General features: G+C 74.3%; 15 protein-coding genes and 3 pseudogenes. 3 read left to right on the top strand and 15 right to left on the bottom strand.

Features of this window, described 5'->3' with window-relative positions:
• The 7 genes and pseudogenes from AB0I41_RS27650 to AB0I41_RS27620 all read right to left on the bottom strand — a co-directional run.
• Positions 1-181, bottom strand: a pseudogene (locus AB0I41_RS27650) (hypothetical protein); the annotation flags it as partial.
• Between the two features lie 691 nt (positions 182-872).
• Positions 873-1,565: a hypothetical protein gene (locus AB0I41_RS27645; RefSeq protein ID WP_357113357.1), complete on the bottom strand. Its 693-nt coding sequence runs from the start codon at positions 1,563-1,565 to the stop codon at positions 873-875.
• Positions 1,566-1,765: 200 nt separating this feature from the next.
• A pseudogene (locus AB0I41_RS27640) lies at positions 1,766-2,868 on the bottom strand (DUF3626 domain-containing protein).
• Between the two features lie 54 nt (positions 2,869-2,922).
• A complete protein-coding gene (locus AB0I41_RS27635) occupies positions 2,923-3,387 on the bottom strand; it encodes a VOC family protein (protein WP_357113355.1) in 465 nt (154 codons plus the stop codon).
• A 10-nt stretch (positions 3,388-3,397) separates the two neighbouring features.
• A pseudogene (rho, locus tag AB0I41_RS27630) lies at positions 3,398-4,483 on the bottom strand (transcription termination factor Rho); the annotation flags it as partial.
• A gap of 534 nt (positions 4,484-5,017) precedes the next feature.
• Positions 5,018-5,647 (bottom strand): MBL fold metallo-hydrolase, encoded by a 630-nt coding sequence (locus AB0I41_RS27625; RefSeq protein ID WP_357113353.1) that lies wholly within the window; start codon positions 5,645-5,647, stop codon positions 5,018-5,020.
• Positions 5,644-6,732: an S-(hydroxymethyl)mycothiol dehydrogenase gene (locus AB0I41_RS27620; protein WP_357113351.1), complete on the bottom strand. Its 1,089-nt coding sequence runs from the start codon at positions 6,730-6,732 to the stop codon at positions 5,644-5,646. The genes AB0I41_RS27625 and AB0I41_RS27620 overlap by 4 nt, the downstream gene beginning before the upstream one ends.
• 139 nt (positions 6,733-6,871) lie before the next feature.
• On the opposite strand from AB0I41_RS27620, the gene AB0I41_RS27615 reads away from it, so the two are divergent.
• The gene (locus AB0I41_RS27615) at positions 6,872-7,291 is read left to right on the top strand and encodes a hypothetical protein (RefSeq protein WP_357113349.1); all 420 of its coding nucleotides are present in this window, start codon (positions 6,872-6,874) and stop codon (positions 7,289-7,291) included.
• 90 nt (positions 7,292-7,381) lie between these two features.
• On the opposite strand, the gene AB0I41_RS27610 is transcribed toward AB0I41_RS27615, so the two are convergent.
• The 6 genes from AB0I41_RS27610 to AB0I41_RS27585 all read right to left on the bottom strand — a co-directional run bounded on the left by AB0I41_RS27610 (position 7,382) and on the right by AB0I41_RS27585 (position 14,202).
• Positions 7,382-8,683, bottom strand: a complete 1,302-nt coding sequence (locus tag AB0I41_RS27610) for an MFS transporter (protein ID WP_357113347.1) — start codon at positions 8,681-8,683, stop codon at positions 7,382-7,384.
• Entirely contained in the window at positions 8,680-9,342 is a 663-nt protein-coding gene (locus AB0I41_RS27605; protein WP_357113345.1) for a GntR family transcriptional regulator, read from the bottom strand. Before AB0I41_RS27605 ends, AB0I41_RS27610 begins: the two co-directional genes overlap by 4 nt.
• A 141-nt stretch (positions 9,343-9,483) precedes the next feature.
• Entirely contained in the window at positions 9,484-10,605 is a 1,122-nt protein-coding gene (locus AB0I41_RS27600; RefSeq protein WP_357113343.1) for a CapA family protein, read from the bottom strand.
• Between the two features lie 251 nt (positions 10,606-10,856).
• Entirely contained in the window at positions 10,857-11,765 is a 909-nt protein-coding gene (locus tag AB0I41_RS27595) for an alpha/beta fold hydrolase (protein ID WP_357113341.1), read from the bottom strand.
• Positions 11,762-12,664, bottom strand: a complete 903-nt coding sequence (locus tag AB0I41_RS27590) for an SDR family oxidoreductase (protein WP_357113339.1) — start codon at positions 12,662-12,664, stop codon at positions 11,762-11,764. The genes AB0I41_RS27595 and AB0I41_RS27590 overlap by 4 nt, the downstream gene beginning before the upstream one ends.
• A gap of 38 nt (positions 12,665-12,702) precedes the next feature.
• The gene (locus AB0I41_RS27585) at positions 12,703-14,202 is read right to left on the bottom strand and encodes an NAD(P)/FAD-dependent oxidoreductase (protein WP_357113337.1); all 1,500 of its coding nucleotides are present in this window, start codon (positions 14,200-14,202) and stop codon (positions 12,703-12,705) included.
• 113 nt (positions 14,203-14,315) lie between these two features.
• On the opposite strand from AB0I41_RS27585, the gene AB0I41_RS27580 reads away from it, so the two are divergent.
• Entirely contained in the window at positions 14,316-14,972 is a 657-nt protein-coding gene (locus tag AB0I41_RS27580; protein ID WP_357113335.1) for a TetR/AcrR family transcriptional regulator, read from the top strand.
• Between the two features lie 34 nt (positions 14,973-15,006).
• On the opposite strand, the gene AB0I41_RS27575 is transcribed toward AB0I41_RS27580, so the two are convergent.
• Together AB0I41_RS27575 and AB0I41_RS27570 are read right to left on the bottom strand one after the other, a co-directional pair.
• Positions 15,007-15,465: a hypothetical protein gene (locus AB0I41_RS27575; protein ID WP_357113333.1), complete on the bottom strand. Its 459-nt coding sequence runs from the start codon at positions 15,463-15,465 to the stop codon at positions 15,007-15,009.
• Positions 15,462-15,938 (bottom strand): hypothetical protein, encoded by a 477-nt coding sequence (locus AB0I41_RS27570; protein ID WP_357113331.1) that lies wholly within the window; start codon positions 15,936-15,938, stop codon positions 15,462-15,464. Before AB0I41_RS27570 ends, AB0I41_RS27575 begins: the two co-directional genes overlap by 4 nt.
• Positions 15,939-15,982: 44 nt before the next feature.
• On the opposite strand from AB0I41_RS27570, the gene AB0I41_RS27565 reads away from it, so the two are divergent.
• A complete protein-coding gene (locus tag AB0I41_RS27565; RefSeq protein WP_357113329.1) occupies positions 15,983-17,008 on the top strand; it encodes a WYL domain-containing protein in 1,026 nt (341 codons plus the stop codon).
• The last annotated feature ends 88 nt before the right edge of the window (positions 17,009-17,096 follow it).

Genomic DNA, 17,096 nt, shown 5'->3' with positions numbered 1-17,096 from the left:
GCACACCGTGCGGAATCAGCTTGCCCTTGTCCACACCGGGCTTGTCCGCCTGCACCACGGCGACGGGCTTGGCGTCAGCCGCCGGGGCGGCGTGAGCACCGGTGGCCGGGCCGGCGAAGACGCCACCGGCGAAAGCCAGACCAGCAATACCAAGAACGCTCTTACGCATGATCGTGTTCATGAGGGTTAGCTCCTTCGAGGGGGGATTGGCACCACGACTCGACGGGGGTCGAGCACGCGGGCAAGCACCACGACAAGGCGCTCAACAGAATCAAAGGGGAAAGTCTCTGTCCGGCAGGACATCGCGAGCGGGGGCTCGCGGCGCCGGGACCATGTGTAACGACCGGCGGCCCGCCATCATTCCGGGGCCCCGCATCCCGGGCCGACCACGTCATCGGGCCAGGCCAGCCGGGGTTGCTGCTGCGATCGTCCAGGTGATGTAACGACCCCGGGCCGGCCATCATTCCGCCGCCCGGGTGCCGCCGGCCACGGGACATCCAGGCACGATCCGTGCCGAACCGGACGGCCGACGCCTCACGCACCGGACATACAGGGCGGTGGGGGTCTGGCCCCCGCGCGGTGGGCGACACGGAACACGTGGTCAGTGCAATGACAGGCAGCCAGCGCGTGCCGAACAGCGGGCGGCGCGGACACCCCTGTCACGCGTACCGGGTCACCCCGACCCCCGACGCGACGCCCGGCTCCGGCGCGGGCCCCGACGTGGAGGTGAGCTGGCAGGTCGTTCTCGGTGGGCGCGGGCTCGGCGAAGCTGCGCCAGGAGATCGCCCCCTGTGCTCTGAGACGGGGGTACGGACACCACGACCGGCCGGCCCGATGACGGGGACCGGCCGGTCGTGGTGTCGTTCAGGACGTCACCAGAGCTGCTGGACGACGTCCGCCGCCTGCTCCTCCCACTGGGCGTACGCCCACGGGAAGGCCGAGATCTGGACGGTCTGCGCCGCGGTGGTCAGCGGCAGGTCCTGCCAGCCGTGCACGTTCTTCAGCGCCTCGAAGAATGCCCGCGAGGAGTAGTCGGGGTCGGTGATCTGCTCGGGCGTGCCCCAACCCGAGGTGGGGCGCTGCTGGAACAGGCCCTGCGAGTCGTGGTCGTTGTACGCGCCGAGGTGACCCAGGTTGTAGAGCTTCGACTCCTGCAGCGAGGTGGCGACGCCGATCACCGCGCCGCGCTCCCCCACGCCGGTCTTCTTGGCCGTCTCGACGATGGCCTTGGCGTTGGCGAGCTGGGCGTCGTCCAGCGGGATGCGGGACTGCGCGCCCTCCACGCCGTGCGGGATGAGCTTGTCCTTGTCCGGCTTGCCCGCGGGGACGGTGCCGGTGGCGCTGCCGGTGGTAAGGCCAGACTCGACCGTGGCGCCCTGCCGGCTCTTGCCGGTGGCGAGGTCGATGGCGGCCACCGCGCCGGCGTGCGGTCCGCTGGTGACGGGGGCGGCCACCGCGGCGGGTCCGAACGCCAGGCCGCCGAGGGCGGCGACGCCGGCGATGCTCAGTGCGGTGGTGCGGTTCTTCGCGATGGCCGGGAGCCATCGAGTGAAGTCGAGCTTCACGATGGTTGCCCTTTCCTCGTGTCGACGCGCTCCGGAGTGAGCGCCCCTCGGGGGAAATGCGTGGCCCGCCGGGGTTTGCGGACCGGCGGTACGGGGAACACAACCAGCTTCGCTTGTCGGTCATTCCGGATATGCCAGCGGGTGGGCCGGTGTGCGGCGCGGGTCACTCCGGGATCGGGCCGCCCGGCACGAACCGGACGTCAGGCGTGGGGCATGCCGAACCGGACGAGGACGTGCCAGAGCTGCTTGAGGTGCTGGAGGGTGTCGACGACCGGCCCCCGGTCCGCCCAGCGCTGCGGCTCGCGGACCACCGAGGCCGCCGCCCGGCCGATCAGCGCGGCGTCGACCGGCGCCCCCGGCAGGGCAAACTCGGCGTGCACCCGGGCGGCGAGATGGCCGGGCCCCGGAAGTTCGGGTCGACGGCGTCGACCGGCAGCGCGAAGCCAGCGTGGAAGAGCAGCGGGAAGCCGTACCGGTGGGCGATGCGGGCCAGGACGCGCCCGGTGTCCGTTCCGCCGAACGAGGGGTCGACGACGACGGCCTCGACGTCCCGGGCCAGGTCGACGCCGCCATGGACCTGCGCCTCGACGTAGTCGTCCAGGGCGCGCCCAGCCGCGCCGGGGGCCCACATCTCCCGCTCGCGCCGGCGCAGCAGCGTCGCCACCAGGCGGGCCGGGTCCATGCCGGCGACGCCCAGGCAGGCGCCGGCGCCGGCGGTGGACTCCAGCAGGGCGGCCAGGACCGGCTCGGTGACGTCGGCCGTGCCGAAGTCCTCCGGCCCGAGGTGGCTGTCGCCGAAGCAGAGCGTGGACCGGGCCAGCACCTCGGGGCGCAACCGCAGGTGACAGGAGCCGAAGCGGGGGCAGGCGCCGTCCGGATGGTCGAGCAGGTTCAACCCGCCGTAGACCGGTCGCTCCTCGGGCCGTACGCCGGGGGCCTGGTACGCCCCGCCGAACAGCGCCTCCTCCCAGCGGTCCCGATCCCCACCCGGATACGCGGTGAGCCCGCCGTTGGAGATGCCGGTGACGAACTGGCTGCGGTAGACGCCCTCCTCGGCGAACGCTTCGGCCACCGTGCGGCCGTCGGCCAGCAGCCGGTCGGGGTGGAAGTTGACGGTCAGCCCTTCCCCGGCGGTGATCGCGGCGACCAGCCGCTCCGGGCGGTGACCGGCGCCGGACCCGGCGAGGTGCCGGGCGATGGTGGTCAGCGCGGCCGGCTGGTCCCGCAGCGCGACGGCGCGGACGTGCCGCAGCGCGGCGGACTGCGCCGGGGTCAGGACGATGGAACGGGTGGCGGCCGGCATGGGCAGCAGTATCGGCGGGCGGGCCGCGAGCCGTCGAGTCGTTTCCGGGCGCCGTCAGCCGTCCCGGTCGGTGTCGAAGCCGTCCAGGGTGGCGCGTTCGTCGAGGTCCCGCAGTTCCTGGAAGAGGGTGAGCTGCAACCCGGCCGGCGCGTCGAGCCGCGAGTTGAGCGAGTGCCAGGGGGTCACGGTGGGCGGGGCGATCTCGGTCGCGCCGGCGGCCACCAGCCGACCGGTGACGGCCGCGGCGTCGTCCACCTCGAACGCCACCCGGATTTTCGGTGCCACCTGCCGGCCCACCTCGACCTCGTCGATCATCCGTTTCTGCGCCGGGTTGGCGATCTCCAGGGTGGCCCGGCCGGCGTCGAGTATCACCACGCGGGCGTCGCCGTCGCCGGAGAACGCCGCCTGCTCCGGCAGGCCCAGGGCGTCCCGGAAGAAGGCGACGGCGGCCTCGTAGTCCTCGGCCTCCACCACCAGGCGCAGCTGTCGTACGGTCGGGGGTCGGTCGTCGGTGCTCACCCGGTCGATCCTAGGTCCGCGGGACGCCGAGCCGGGCGAGCAATTCGCGGTTGCCGGCGGTGCCGACCAACTGTCGCAGCAGTTGGTCCGCGGCCTGCTGACGGTCCAGCTGGGACAGCGCGGCGCGCAGTGCCCGCAGGCGGATCCGCTCGTCCGGGGTCAGCAGCAGCTCGTCGCGTCGGGTGCCGGACGTCCGCAGGTCCACCGCCGGGAAGGTACGCCGGTCGGCGAGCGCGCGGTCCAGCCGCAGCTCGGCGTTGCCGGTGCTCTTGAGCTCCTCGAAGAAGAGCATGTCGGCGGCGGAGCCGGTGTCCACCAGCGCGGACGCCAGCACGGTCAGCGAGCCGCCGCCCTCGACGTTGCGGGCCGCGGCGAGCAGCCGCTTGGGCGGGTTCAGCGCCGCGACGTCGACACCGCCGGAGAGGGTACGACCAGCCGGGCGGGCCACCAGGTTGTAGGCGCGCCCGAGCCTGGTCAGCGAGTCGAGCAGCACGACCACGTCGTGCCCCAGCTCGACCAGGCGCTTGGCCCGCTCGATCGCCAGCTCGGCCACCGTGGTGTGGTCCTGCGGCGGACGGTCGAACGTGGCCGCGATGACCTCGCCCTTGACCGTGCGCTGCATGTCGGTGACCTCTTCGGGCCGCTCGTCCACCAGCACCACCATCAGGTGGCACTCCGGGTTGTTGTGCGTGATCGCGTTCGCGATCGCCTGCAGCACCATGGTCTTACCGGCCTTCGGCGGCGACACGATCAGCGCCCGCTGCCCCTTGCCGATCGGCATGACCAGGTCGATCACCCGGGTGGTCAGGATGTGCGGCTCGGTCTCCAGCCGCAGCCGCTCCTGCGGGTACAGCGCGGTGAGTTCGTGGAAGTCAGGGCGGTGCCGGGCGCGCTCGGCGGGCAGCCCGTTGACGGTGTCGACTTGGACGAGCTGGTCCGCGCGGGCCGCGCCGGTGACGGCGTCGCCGCGGCGCAGCCCGTACCGGCGCAGGTGGGCGAGGGGAAGGTGCGCGTCGCGCGCGGACGGCAGGTAGCCGTCCCCGCGTAGGGAGGCGCGCCGGTCGTCGACGTCGAGCACGCCGCTGACCGGCGTGAGGGTTGTGGGACTCATCGATTCTTCCTTCCTGGGACCGGGGCCTGCACCAGCGCAGGGCGCCGGAGGCCACCGTGGAGGGACCGTCGACGCGCGGACCGCGGTGAACGGTGTGGGAGACCGTCGGCGCGCGGCGGACGGTCGAAAGGAGGCCCGGGGACCGGCACGGTCGAGGAGACGACCGCCGGGCGGGCGGGAGCGGGAGAACGGAAAGTCCGGGCGGCGCGGTGCGCCGGCATCCGGGTCCCGCCGGAGGATAACCCGCGCGTGGCCGGCGGGCAAGCGGTCGCTCCGGCGACGGGGCGTACGAGCCGCGGCCGGTCGGGCGGGTGGAGTCCCCGCTGACCGACCCGGATCTCGCGCCGAGGCAGGGCGACGAGGGCGCGCCGGAGGCGTTCCTGGTCTTCTCCCCCACCGTCGGTGCGGGCCTGCGCGACCTGCGCCCCGGCGCGAGGCCCTGGACGGTACGCCGGTGCTGGACGTCAAGCCGGTGCTCGACCCGCACGGAGAACGCCGAGCCGCCCCGCGCGGCGTCGGTCAGTGCCCGCGGGCCAGCCAGTCCGGCAGGTGTGGGGCCTCCGCGCCGATGGTGGTGTCGTCGCCGTGCCCGGTGTGCACCACGGTCTCCGGCGGCAGGGTGAGCAGCCGGGTGCGGATGGACGCCACGATGGTGCCGAAGTCGCTGTGGGAGCGGCCGGTGGCGCCGGGGCCACCGGCGAAGAGGGTGTCGCCGGTGAAGACCGCGCCGAGGTCGGGTGCGTGGAAGCTGCACGCGCCGGGGCTGTGGCCGGGCGTGTGCAGGACGCGCAGGGTGGTGCCGGCGACGTCGATCTCCGGCCTGTCGGCGAGTGCCCCGTCGGGCGGCAGGTCGGGGTGGACCATGTCCCACAGCACCCGGTCGGCGGGGTGCAGCAGCACCGGCGCCCCGGTGGACCGGGCCAGCTCCGGGGCCACCCGTACGTGGTCGTCGTGGGCGTGGGTGGCCAGAATGGCGAGGACCCGGCGACCGCCGACGACGCGCCGGATCGCCTCGACGTCGTGCGGGGCGTCGACCACCACGCACTCGGTGTCGTCACCGACGATCCAGACGTTGTTGTCGACGTCGAAGGTCTGGCCATCGAGGGAGAACGTGCCAGAGGTGACGGCGTGGTCGACGCGGGCGGTCACGGGAACACCACCACCGAGCGCAGCACGTCGCCGTGGTGCATCCGGCTGAACGCCTCCTCGACCTGGTCGAGGGCGATCTCCTCGGTGACGAACGCGTCCAGGTCGAGGCGGCCCTGCCGGTACAGCTCGGTGAGCATGGGGAAGTCGCGGCTGGGCAGGCAGTCGCCGTACCAGCTGGACTTGAGGGCGCCGCCCCGGCCGAAGACGTCCAGCAGCGGCAGCTCGATCCTCATCTCCGGGGTGGGTACGCCGACCAGGACCACCGTGCCGGCCAGGTCCCGGGCGTAGAAGGCCTGCTTCCAGGTCTCCGGGCGGCCCACCGCGTCGATGACCACGTCGGCGCCGAAGCCGCCGGTCGCGGCGCGGATCGCCTCGACCGGGTCCTCGGCGGAGGCGTTGACGGTGTGTGTGGCGCCGAACTTCCGGGCCCGGTCGAGCTTGCGGGCGTCGGTGTCGACCGCGATGATCGTCGTCGCCCCGGCCAGGGCCGCGCCGGCCACCGCCGCGTCGCCGACGCCGCCGCAGCCGATCACCGCGACCGAGTCGCCCCGGGTCACCTGGCCGGTGTTCATCGCCGCGCCGAGCCCGGCCATCACGCCGCAGCCGAGCAGCCCGACGGCGGCCGGGCGGGCGGCCGGGTCGACCTTGGTGCACTGGCCGGCATGAACGAGGGTCTTCTCGGCGAACGCGCCGATGCCCAGCGCGGGCGACAGCTCGGTGCCGTCGGTGAGGGTCATCTTCCGGGCGGCGTTGTGGGTGTCGAAGCAGTACCAGGGCCGGCCACGTCGGCAGGCCCGGCACACGCCGCAGACCGCCCGCCAGTTGAGCACCACGAAGTCGCCCGGCGCGACGCCGGTGACCCCCTCTCCCACCTGCTCGACGACGCCGGCGGCCTCGTGGCCGAGGAGGAACGGGTAGTCGTCGGTGATGCCGCCCTCGCGGTAGTGCAGATCGGTGTGGCACACCCCGCAGGACTGGACGCGGACCACCGCCTCGCCCGGCCCCGGGTCGGGCACCACGATCGTGGTGACCTCCACCGGCGCGCCCTTGCGCCGCGACACGACTCCCCGGACTTCCTGGCTCACGGTTCCTCCCGCCTGCGTCGCTCACCGTTCCCCGCGAACCTACCGCCGATCACCGCCGCCGGCCCACCAGTGCGGCGGGTTATCCGGCGCGTCCCGGGGTACGCGGGGGCCCGGTTCTCCGTACCCGACGGGAGTGATCATGAAGCTGACGCACACGCCGCTCCGGGTCAGCATCGGCGCGTTCATCCTGAATTCCGGGCTCGGCAAACGCAGCCTGGAGGGCCAGTCCGCCGAGGCGGTGCACGGCATGGCCTCCGGCGCGATTCCCCAGCTGAAGCAGTTCGAGCCGGACCGGTTCGCGAAGCTGCTGTCCCGGGGCGAGATCGCCCTCGGCGCCGCGCTGCTCAATCCGTTCGTGCCGTCGCTGCTGGCCGGCGCGGCGCTGACCGCGTTCGGGGCCGGGCTGGTGCAGCTCTATCTGAAGACGCCGGGGATGCGGGAGCCGAACAGCTTGAAGCCCAGCCAGGCCGGGATCGGACTCGCCAAGGACGTGTGGCTGGTCGGTGCCGGGCTCACCCTGATGCTGGACGCGCTGACCCATCGGCGTCTGGTGCGCTGACCCGACGCGCCGTCCGCGCCCGGGCCTGCCCGGAGCCTGGCGGCCGGGGTACGGCGACCCGCCGGTGGTCCGGGACGCGGGGCCCGCCGCTCAGGCACCCGCCAGTGCCGGCAGCGCCAGGCCGGCCTGCTCGGCCGCGAACCGGCGGCGGGCGGCGTTGCGGTAGCGCAGCACCTGCACCGCGCCGAGGCCCCAGAGCAGGTACTGCACGGCGAACGCCCAGCGGAACGCGTCCAGCGGCGGGGTGCTCCGGCCGGCCGGGGTGGCCAGGTCCAGGACGACGCCGACCGCGAGGACCAGCAGGATCGAGGCGACGAAGCCGCCGACGTTGACGATGCCGGCGGCACTGCCGATCCGGTGGACGGGGTTGAAGGTGCGCGCGTAGTCGAACCCGATCATCGAGCCGGGGCCGTTCACGGCCAGCACGACCACCAGGGCGACCAGTAGCCAGTGCGGCGCGCGACCCGGCCAGGCCAGCACGACGGCCCAGACCGCGGCGGTGCCGGCGGTGATGGCGAAGACCACGACCGAGCGGCGAAACGGGTGCCGGGCGCACAGGTGCGCGATCACCGGGCCGACGAGCAGCGTGGCCACGGTCATCAGGGTGAGCAGGAAAGCCGCGGCGGTGGGCGACAGGCCCTGCCCCTGCACCAGGAACGGGTAGCCCCAGAGCAGCGCGAAGACCGCGCCGGAGAACTGCGTGACGAAGTGCGCCCACAGGCCCAGCCGGGTGCCCGGTTGCGCCCAGGCGGTGGCGAGTTCCCGCCGTACGGTGGCCAGGTCGGCGGCGGGCGCGGCGGCGTGCTCGCGGTGCGGGGTGTCCCGGACGGCGGCGGCCACCATCAGCAGCACGGTCGCGCCCAGCGCGGCGGCGGTGAGGAAGGCCGGGGTCCAGCCGGCCTGGTGCAGCAGCGCGACCAGCGGCACCGCGCCCAGGATCGCGCCGAGCTGCCCGAGGGCGCCGGTGAGCTGCGCCATCAGCGGGTTGCGCCGGCCGGGGAACCAGAACGCGACGATGCGCAGCACGCTGATGAAGGTCATCGCGTCACCGAGGCCGACCAGCACCCGGGCGGCCACGGCCAGTCGTACGTCGGTGGCGACGGCGAAGCAGAGCTGGCCGGTGACCATCAGCGCGCCGCCGGCGAGCAGCAGCCGGCGGGAGCCGTACCGGTCCAGCAGCACCCCGACCGGCACCTGCATGGCCGCGTACACGGCCAGCTGCGCCACCGAGAAGGTGGCCAGGGCGGAGGCGTTGATGTCGAACCGGTGCGCGGCGTCGACCCCGGTCACGCCGAGCGAGCTGCGGTGGAACACGGCCGCCACGTACGCGCAGAGCGCGACCCCCCAGACCAGCGCGGCGGAGCGGCGCGGGATCGCCGGGGCGGCGCTCACCGCAGGGTCCGGAAGACGCTGGCGGCGTTGTCGATGTGCGTGCCGACGGCGTCGAGCCAGGTGTGCGGGTCGTCGCCGTCGAGGGCGGCGAGCTGGCCGGCGTGCTCGGTGAGGGCCGCCTCGGCCCAGCCGGGCGAGAGCCGGAAGCTGGCCTCCCCCATCCGCAGCTGGCGGTCGCGCAGCCGGTGGTACAGCTCGGCGAGGATCTCGTTGCCGGCCGCCTCCACCACGCCGGCGTGGAAGGCCCGGTCGGCCTCCATCAGCGCCCGTACGTCGCCGGCGGCGTGGGCCTCGCGCATCCGGTCGAGCCAGCCGGCGAGCACCGGCCGCAGGGCGTACCGCTGCGGCCAGACCCGCTCGGCGGCGTGCAGCTCGACCAGCCGCCGGGCCTCGACGACGTCGGCGATCTCGCGGGCGGAGACCGGCCGGACCAGCGCGCCGCGCTTGGGGTAGAGCGCGACCAGGCCCTCGGCTTCGAGGCGGAGCAGCGCCTCGCGGACCGGGGTGCGAGAGACCCCGGCGGCCTCGGCGATCTCCCCCTCGCTGATCAGGGACCCGCCCGGGTGGACCTGCTCCAGGATGGCCCGCTTGAGGTAGCGGTAGGCCCGCTCCGCGGCCGACGGCACGGCGGCGCGCGCCGGCGAGCTGGGATGCGTCATGTATCTATGATGGTGTCCCTGCCGGTGGGCGGGTGCGGCGGGCCAGGCGCGGGTGGGGCCCGCCACAGTCCCGGTCCCGCGGCCCCGCCAGGTCAATGCGCCCGGGGCGGGCGGGAGACACGCCCAGGCGGGTCCGGTCCCTCAGGAGGGCGCTCCGCCGGCCGGGTCAAGCTCGATCACCCCGTCATCGCCGAGGTGGAACCGGGTCCGGTACGGCTCGCCGAGGCGGTCGGCCAGGTCGGCGAGCCACCGGGCCTCGGCCGGTGCCGCCCGTTCCAGCCGCATCCGGCGGACCCGGACCGGGACCAGGCGCAGCCGGACCAACCCGTCCGCGTCGAACGTGGCCAGGTGCAGCAGCCTCAACTCCGGCCGGTACGACTCCTGCCCGCCGATCCCCTCGTAGTCGTCCAGCAGGTCGCCACAGCCGTAGAAGATCAGCCGGCCCCGATGGATCTCGATCGGACGCGGGTGGTGCGAGGAATGGCCGTGCACCAGGTGCACCCCGGCCTCCACCAGGCGGCCGGCGAAGCGCACCTGCTCCGCCGGCACCTCGTAGCCCCAGTTCGATCCCCAGTGCACGGAGACCACCACCAGGTCGCCCGGTCCGGCCTCGCGGGCCACCCGCTCGGCGAGCGCGCCGGCGGACTCCTCGGTCGTCTCCGGCAGGTACGCCACCCCGGCCCGCCCGTCGGTCGCCGCCCACTGCGGCGGGATCCCGCTGGACGGGGCGCCCACCGACCAGAGCAGCAGCCGGCGGCCCCCGCCCAGGTCGATCCGGGCCGGCCGCCACGCCTCCGCCGCGTCCCGGCCCGCACCCGCCGGCGTGATGCCGACCCGGCGCAGCCCGTCAAGGGTGTCGGCGAGCCCGCGCGGGCCGAAGTCGAGCACGTGGTTGTTGGCCAGCGCGCAGACGTCCAGCCGGGCGGCGGTCAGGCAGGCCAGGTTGTCCGGGTGCATCCGGTAGTGGATGCCCTTGCCGGCGGCGAACTCGCCCCCGCCGGTCACCGATGTCTCCAGGTTCACGATCCGCACGTCCGGCCGCAGGTCGTCCAGCAGCCGCAACGCCTCCCCCCACGGCCACCCGGGCGGCACCGGGCGCGGGATCGGCCCGGACGCGGACTCGGCCAGGTCCACGTACCGGCGGGCATCGGTGAGCGCGGGTTCCCGCAGCTCCGGCGGGCCCGGTCGGGGCAGGATCTGGTCCACGCCGCGACCGGTCATCACGTCGCCGCCGAGAAACAGGGTCACCTCGTCGCCTGGCATGACACCGCTTTCCCCCGCCGGCGGCGTCGTACCCCGACGGCGGTGGGAATTGCGCGGCGCGACGCGGGGGGACCGCTGGGGGGCTCTGGGTGGTGCGGCAACGCCGCCGTCGAGGCCAACCTGGCGGTGCTGGAGGCCGCCGCCCCGCTATGGGTGCCCACCCCCGGAGCGCACCGGTGACCCCGCGCGGTCCCGGCGCCGGACGGCACGGAGGTCGGACAGCCCCCGGCCGGACCGGCGCCGGACGGGGATCAGCCGGCCCCGGTCACCGCCGGCCGCTGCGGCGCGCCGTCGTCGGCGAGGTCGCCCGCCTCGGCGGCGGCCCAGAAGTCGACCAGCAGCCGGTGGAACTCCTCGGCCCGCTCGATCTGCGGCAGGTGCCCGCAGTTGGCGAAGAGGTGGGTGCGGGCCCTCGGCAGCCGCGCCCGCGCGGCGTCGAGCTGCCCGGCGGGAAGGATGAGGTCCCGGTCGCCCCAGACGATCAGGGTCGGTACGTCGAGCCGCGCCACCTCCGTCAGCAGTTCCTCCCGCCACTGCGGGCGGACGCCCCGGAAGGTGCCGAGGCTGCGGACCGTCTCCAGCATCACCCGGGCGGCGTACGGCTGGCGGGCCACCTCCAGGGCGTACGCGATCCGCTCCTTGGTGGCGAACGCCGGGTCGTGGAAGAGGGCGCGTTCGGCGCGGCGGGCGACGGCCCGGTTGGGGCGTAGCAGCAGCCGGCCGAACGGCCGCAGCGTGAGCAGCCGCAGGGCGACGCTGACCTCCTGGCCGAAGCCGGCGCTGTTGACCAGCGCGAGGCTGGCCACCCGGGCCGGCTCGGTGGCGGCGAAACGCATCGCGACGGCCCCGCCGAGGGAGTTGCCGACCAGGTGCGCCGGCTGGTCGACGCCGACCGCGTCGAGGTAGTGCCCGACGAAGCGGCCCAGTGCCGGCAGGGTGTACGGCTCGGTCATCGGCAGCGAGCCGCCGTAACCGGGCAGGTCGACGCTGTGCACCCGGAACCCGCGGGCGAGCAGTTCGTGCTGCTCGGTGAAGTCGCGCAGGCTGCGCCCGATGCCGTGCAGCAGCACCACCGGCGGCCCGTCGCCGTCGACCCGGTGGCGCACCCGCCGCCCGTTCACGGTCACGTGCCTCGGGCGCTGGTCGGTCGTGGCGGTCATGCGCGCTCCCCGGTGGAAAGTTCCGGCGTGGTCACGGCGGGCGTTCGGCCGGCCTGGCGCGCCGGATCGCCGGCCGCCCGGTTGAGCCCGGCCGCCAGCACCCGGCCGTACGAGGCGGGGGCGACCCGGGCCAGCAGGTCGGGCAGCTTCGCCGACCAGCCGATCAGCACCCGGCCGCGCCGCCGCTCGACGCCGCGCAGGATCACCTCGGCGGCCTTCTCCGGCGGGATGGAGAGCAGCTTCTCGAACTGCCGCAGCTCGGTCTCGAACTCCTCGGGCGCCACCCCGCTGCCCACCCGCGCGTTGCGGGCGATCCGGGTGGCGATGCCGCCGGGATGCACCGAGGTCACGCCGATGCCGTCGTCGACCAGCTCGTGACGCAGCGCCTCGGTGAACCCCCGGACGGCGAACTTGCTGGCCGAGTAGGCGGCCTGGCCGGCGGGGGCGATCAGTCCGAAGAGGCTGGAGACGTTGACCAGGTGGGCGCCGGGCTCGGCCTTGAGCGCCGGCAGCAGCGCGTGGGTCAACCGCACCACCGCCCGGAAGTTGACGTCGATCACCCAGCTGAACTCGTCGAGGGTGACCTGGTCGAACCGTCCGCCCAGGGCCACCCCGGCGTTGTTGACCAGCAGCCGGATCCGGGGATGCCGGGCCCGGACCTCCTCGGCGACCCGGTCGGTGGCGGCCTGGTCGGACAGGTCGACCACATGCGGGTCGACCTGTCGGTCGGGGTGCGCGGCGCGGATCGCCGCCGCCACGGCGTCGAGCCGGTCGGCGTCCCGGTCGAGCAGCACCAGGTCGGTGCCGCGCCGGGCCAGCCCGTGGGCGAGGGCCGCACCGATCCCGCTGGCGGCACCGGTGACCACGGCGGTCCCGGCGGGGAAGACGAACCTTCGCACGGCGTTCTCCTTCGGCGGTGCGGGTGGTGGGGCCCGGGTCAGGCGACCGGGGCTTCGGTGGTGCGGGTGCCGGCGGCGGCCGGGGTGGCCCGGGAGAACCGGATCCCCTCGTCGACGAGCCGGCCGCGCTTCATCAGCAGCACGTCGCGGGCGTAGTTCTGGTACAGCCGCCAGGGGGCCCGGGCGCCCTGGCTGGGCAGCGCGTCGACGCTGCGCAGCACGTACCCGGACTTCAGGTCGATCAGCGGTTCCAGCTGGCCGGAGCGCGGCGCGACCGGGGTGACGACCTGCTGGCCGGTGGCGTCGAGGTGGCGCAGCAGCCGGCAGACGTAGGTGGCGACCAGATCGGCCTTGAGGGTCCAGGAGGCGTTGGTGTAGCCGATCGTCATGGCGAAGTTCGGCACGCCGGAGAGCATCATCCCCTTGTACGCCACGGTCCGCGCCAGGTCGACGTCCACGCCGTCCACGGCGAGGGTCATCCCACCGAGGGCGAGCAGGTTGAGGCCGGTGGCGGTGACGACGACGTCGGCCGGCAACTCCTCGCCGGAGCCGAGCCGGACGCCCCGCTCGGTGAAGGTGTCGACGGTGTCGGTGACCACCGACGCCCGGCCGGCCCGCACCGCGTCGAACAGGTCACCGTCGGGGACCACGCAGAGCCGCTGGTCCCAGGGGTCGTAGCGGGGCGAGAAGTGCCGGTCCACGTCGTAGCCGGCCGGCAGCCGGCCCCGGGCGGCCCGCAGCAGCAACGACCGGACCAGCTTCGGGGCACGCCGGCTGAGCTGGAAGTTGGCCGTGCCGAGCAGCACGTTCTTCCAGCGCACCACCGGGTACGCGGCCTTCGCCGGCAGCCAGCGGCGCAGCGCGTCGGCGACCACGTCGCGCGAGGGCAGCGAGATGACGTACGTGGGTGAGCGCTGGAGCATGGTGACGTGGCCGGCGCGTTCGGCCAGCGCGGGGACCAGGGTGACGGCCGTGGCGCCGCTGCCGATCACCACCACCCGCTTGCCGGTGTGGTCGAGGTCCTCGGGCCAGTGCTGCGGGTGCACCAGTTCGCCGGTGAACCGCTCGGCGCCGGGGAACTCGGGGGTGTAGCCGGCGTCGTAGCGGTAGTAGCCGGAGCAGGTGAAGAGGAACGCGCAGGTGAGCACGACGTCCGCGCCGGTGTCGTCGCGGTGCGCGTGGACGGTCCAGCGGGCGCTCGCGCTGTCCCACTCGGCGCGGACCACCCGGTGGTGGAAGCGCAGGTGCTCCTCGACGCCGTACTCGCGGGCGGTCTCGCGGACGTAGCGGCGGATGGAGTCGCCGTCGGCGATGGCCTTCGGGTCGGTCCACGGCTTGAACGAGTAGCCGAGGGTGAACATGTCCGAGTCGGAGCGGATGCCCGGGTAGCGGAAGAGGTCCCAGGTGCCGCCGATCGCACCGCGCGCCTCGAGCACCGCGTACGTCTTGTCCGGACAGTTGCGCCGCAGGTGACAGGCGGCGCCGACGCCGGACAGACCGGCTCCGACGATGAGCACGTCGACGTGGTCGGAGGCCATGGCATCTCCCGGGCTGAGGCAGTGGCCCGGACACTAGCCACCGCCGTCGACACCCGTCAACAGTGCGTCGAGTGGAGTCGACACCCTGTCGAGCGCGTGTAGCATCGACGCCCATGACGACCGTCCGTACCTCCACCGGCGCCGTGTCCGGGCGCGGCCGGCGGGCCGGACGGTCCGCCGGCGACGACCGCGAGCTGGCCATCCTGGCCACCGCCGAGCGGCTGCTGGAGCAGCGGGCGTTCGCCGAGATCTCCATCGACGACCTGGCCCGGGGCGCCGGCATCTCCCGGCCGACGTTCTACTTCTACTTCCCCGCCAAGGACGCGGTGTTGCTCACCCTGCTGGACCGGGTCACCGAGGAGGCCGACAGCGCGGCCGGTGACGTGCTGGTCCACCTCGCCGAGGACCCGCGAGCCCGGTGGCGCGAGCTGATCGGCCGGTTCCACGCCACCTTCGGCGGCCACCGGGCGGTGGTGCTCGCCTGCGCCGAGGTACGCGGCACCAACGCCGAGGTGCGCCGGCTCTGGGCCACCGTGCTGGAGCGCTGGGTGCAGGCGGTCGAGGCGGCCGTCGAGGCGGAACGACGCCGGGGCGCGGCCCCGCCCGGGTTACCCGCCCGGGACCTGGCGATCGCGCTGAACTCGATGAACGAGCGGGTCTGGTACGCCACCTTCGCCGGCGACGGACCGGCCGTGGCCGAGCGGGACGTGGTGGACGTGCTGCTCGACGTCTGGCTGACCGCCATCTACCGCACCACCACCCCGACCTGAGGGCGTGGCGGCACGGCCGCCACGCCCCGACCGCTCAGTCGGCCCGGGTGAAGTCCATGACCCAGTTGGTCTCCCAGGTCGTCCCGTCGTCGGTGGAGAACGCCTGTTCCCACCGGCAGGAGATCGCCGTGATGCCGGACCAGACGAACCGGCACCGGATCGGCCGGCCCTCGTCCGTGTCGTCGGCGTAGAAGGTGCCCACCCCGTCGGTGAACCCGCCGACGACCGGCGGCAGTTCCAGCCGGCCGCGCCGGCTGTGCATCCAGTAGATCGACCACTGCGCCGTGGCCGGGTCGAAGATCCGCACGGTGGAGCCGGAGAAGCCCTTCGTCGGACAGATCATCTCGTCGAAGCTGCCCGCGCCGTCGAAGAACCGGTGGGCGACCATCGTGGCGGGGAACTCGTCCCAGTCGTCGCTGCCGACGTGCCGCCGGGTCAGGCGCCGGTTGGCGACGTCCCACCGACCGGCCAGGAAGTCGAAGTCGCCGCTCACCGGCCCACCGGTCCTTCCGCCCGGCTGTCGGCCAGGTACCCGGCCAGGTCCGGCCGGTCCGGGGCCAGGACGTGGCGGACCCAGGCGGCCCGCTCGTGCTCCAACACCCCGAGTTCCCAGACACAGCCCACCCCGGGCCGGTCCAGCGGCACGAAGTGCGCCGGGTCGTCGTCCGGGCAGCGCAGCGCCGGCTGCCCGGCCACCGCGATCCGGCACTCCAGCACGTTGTCCCAGAACCAGGTGTACGCCAGCAGATAGGCGCCGGTGTCGGCGCCCCGGTGCAGCACCACCCACCCGGCCGGCGGGGTGCCGCCGTCGGGCGGGGGCAGCAGGCGGGGCAGGAAGGCGTACGCGGCGCGCTCCACCTCCGGCGTGAGGCGCGGCTCCGGCTGGTCGATGTGGTAGCGCTTGAGCTGCCGCCCGGCGACCGTGACCGGCCCCGGCGTCCGCAACTCCTTCTCTCGGAAAGCCATGCCGGTACGGTAGACCCGGTCTGCTGACAGCTATTGTCAGTGGAATGCGCGCCAGTCGCCTGTTGTCGGTCCTGCTCCTGCTCCAGACGCACGGCCGGATGACCGCCGCGGAACTCGCCGACCGGTTGGAGGTCTCCACCCGCACCATCTACCGGGACGTCGAGTCGCTGCACGCCGCCGGCATCCCGCTCTACGGCGAGGCCGGGCACGCCGGCGGTTACCAACTGCTCGACGGCTACCGCACCCGGCTGACCGGGCTGACCGCCGAGGAGGCCGAGCGGCTCTTCCTCGCCGGGCTGCCCGGGCCGGCCGCCGAACTCGGCTACGGCGCCGTGGTCGCCGCGCTGCAACTGAAGCTGGACGCCGCGCTGCCGCCGCTGCTGCGGGACCGCGCCGCGGCGGTACGCCAGCGGTTCCACCTGGACACCCCGAGCTGGTACTCCGACGGTGACCCCTCGCCGTACCTGACGTCCACCGCCGACGCGGTGTGGCGGCAGCACCGACTGCGGGTGCGTTACCGCAGCTGGCGTGGCGAACGGACGACGGTGCTGGAGCCGTACGGGCTGGTGCTCAAGGGCGGCCGCTGGTACGTGGTCGCCGACGGGGGCCACGGCCCGGCCAGCTACCGGGTCAACCAGATCCTCGACCTGACCGTCCTGCCGGAGACCTTCACGCGGCCGGCCGACTTCGACCTCGCGGCGTGGTGGCGGACGCACGTGGTGGACTTCCGGGCCCGCCTGCACCGGGACGAGGCGACCATCCGGGTATCCCCCGCCGGCCGGGCACGACTGCGCGAGATCGGCAGTGAGGTGGTGGTCGCGGCGGCGGAGGCGAACGCGGGCGACCCCGACGCCGACGGCTGGGTCACCACGGTGGTGCCGATCGAGTCGCTGACCCACGCCCACGGTGACCTGCTGCGCCTCGGCGCCCAGGTGGAGGTTCTCGCTCCGGCCGAGCTACGTGACCTGCTGGCGGAGACGGCGGCCGGGCTCGCCGCCCTCTACCGGACCGCGGCCGCCGCGTCAGCTGGGCCCTGCCCCAGGGACGTCGTGGCCTCGACGCCCGGGTAGCGCTGAGGTCGCCCGGGACCCTGACGACCGCGGAGCACCGCCCCGATGGTGGCGAGGCCCTCCTCGATCTCGCCCGCGGCCGTCCGCC

It is taken from the genome of Micromonospora sp. NPDC050200, from assembly GCF_040656135.1.
Lineage (GTDB): Bacteria > Actinomycetota > Actinomycetes > Mycobacteriales > Micromonosporaceae > Micromonospora.
The sequence above is the reverse complement of the archived record's forward strand: the minus strand, read 5'-3'. Positions and strand labels throughout refer to the sequence as shown.

Excerpts from the sequence above, each read along its gene's own strand:
- AB0I41_RS27615 (WP_357113349.1), top strand. The coding sequence starts at position 6,872 with ATGAAGCTGACGCACACGCCGCTCCGGGTCAGCATCGGCGCGTTCATC.
- AB0I41_RS27595 (WP_357113341.1), bottom strand. The coding sequence starts at position 11,765 with ATGACCGCCACGACCGACCAGCGCCCGAGGCACGTGACCGTGAACGGG.
- AB0I41_RS27565 (WP_357113329.1), top strand. The coding sequence starts at position 15,983 with ATGCGCGCCAGTCGCCTGTTGTCGGTCCTGCTCCTGCTCCAGACGCAC.
- AB0I41_RS27580 (WP_357113335.1), top strand. The coding sequence starts at position 14,316 with ATGACGACCGTCCGTACCTCCACCGGCGCCGTGTCCGGGCGCGGCCGG.
- AB0I41_RS27570 (WP_357113331.1), bottom strand. The coding sequence starts at position 15,938 with ATGGCTTTCCGAGAGAAGGAGTTGCGGACGCCGGGGCCGGTCACGGTC.
- AB0I41_RS27585 (WP_357113337.1), bottom strand. The coding sequence starts at position 14,202 with ATGGCCTCCGACCACGTCGACGTGCTCATCGTCGGAGCCGGTCTGTCC.
- AB0I41_RS27600 (WP_357113343.1), bottom strand. The coding sequence starts at position 10,605 with ATGCCAGGCGACGAGGTGACCCTGTTTCTCGGCGGCGACGTGATGACC.
- AB0I41_RS27605 (WP_357113345.1), bottom strand. The coding sequence starts at position 9,342 with ATGACGCATCCCAGCTCGCCGGCGCGCGCCGCCGTGCCGTCGGCCGCG.